The sequence below is a fragment of the Mammaliicoccus sp. Q-M61 genome, from assembly GCF_022386055.1.
Lineage (GTDB): Bacteria > Bacillota > Bacilli > Staphylococcales > Staphylococcaceae > Mammaliicoccus > Mammaliicoccus sciuri_A.
The window spans coordinates 1-1,403 of the sequence record NZ_JAJNJL010000024.1 but is presented as its reverse complement, the minus strand read 5'-3'; the positions used below and the strand labels follow the sequence as shown (position 1 = coordinate 1,403).

The window sequence follows — 1,403 nt, the reverse complement described above, 5'->3', positions numbered from 1 at the left end:
ATCCGACGAGTCGTTGATTTCACACTGCCAAGAAAAGCCTCTAGTTAGAAAATAGGTGCCCGTACCGCAAACCGACACAGGTAGTCAAGATGAGAATTCTAAGGTGAGCGAGCGAACTCTCGTTAAGGAACTCGGCAAAATGACCCCGTAACTTCGGGAGAAGGGGTGCTTTTTAGGGTGCAAGCCTTGAAGAGCCGCAGTGAATAGGCCCAAGCGACTGTTTATCAAAAACACAGGTCTCTGCTAAACCGTAAGGTGATGTATAGGGGCTGACGCCTGCCCGGTGCTGGAAGGTTAAGAGGAGTGGTTAGCTTCTGCGAAGCTACGAATCGAAGCCCCAGTAAACGGCGGCCGTAACTATAACGGTCCTAAGGTAGCGAAATTCCTTGTCGGGTAAGTTCCGACCCGCACGAAAGGCGTAACGATTTGGGCACTGTCTCAACGAGAGACTCGGTGAAATCATAGTACCTGTGAAGATGCAGGTTACCCGCGACAGGACGGAAAGACCCCGTGGAGCTTTACTGTAGCCTGATATTGAAATTTGGCACAGCTTGTACAGGATAGGTAGGAGCCTTTGAAACGTGAGCGCTAGCTTACGTGGAGGCGCTGGTGGGATACTACCCTGGCTGTGTTGACTTTCTAACCCGCACCATTTGATCATGGTGGGAGACAGTGTCAGGCGGGCAGTTTGACTGGGGCGGTCGCCTCCTAAAGAGTAACGGAGGCGCTCAAAGGTTCCCTCAGAATGGTTGGAAATCATTCGCAGAGTGTAAAGGCACAAGGGAGCTTGACTGCGAGACCTACAAGTCGAGCAGGGTCGAAAGACGGACTTAGTGATCCGGTGGTTCCGCATGGAAGGGCCATCGCTCAACGGATAAAAGCTACCCCGGGGATAACAGGCTTATCTCCCCCAAGAGTTCACATCGACGGGGAGGTTTGGCACCTCGATGTCGGCTCATCGCATCCTGGGGCTGTAGTCGGTCCCAAGGGTTGGGCTGTTCGCCCATTAAAGCGGTACGCGAGCTGGGTTCAGAACGTCGTGAGACAGTTCGGTCCCTATCCGTCGTGGGCGTAGGAAATTTGAGAGGAGCTGTCCTTAGTACGAGAGGACCGGGATGGACATACCTCTGGTGTACCAGTTGTCGCGCCAGCGGCATAGCTGGGTAGCTATGTATGGACGGGATAAGTGCTGAAAGCATCTAAGCATGAAGCCCCCCTCAAGATGAGATTTCCCAACTTCGGTTATAAGATCCCTCAAAGATGATGAGGTTAATAGGTTCGGGGTGTAAGCGCAGTAATGTGTGTAGCTGACGAATACTAATCGATCGAAGACTTAATCAAATTTTAAATCGGTTTTAGCCGTAAAATCTACTTACTATCTAGTTTTGAATGTGTAATACATT

General features: G+C 51.0%; 1 rRNA gene. It reads left to right on the top strand.

Annotated features, from left to right (window positions below):
* Positions 1–1,341: ribosomal RNA gene (locus tag LQ677_RS14490) — 23S ribosomal RNA — on the top strand; the annotation flags it as partial.
* Positions 1,342–1,403 lie beyond the last annotated feature (62 nt).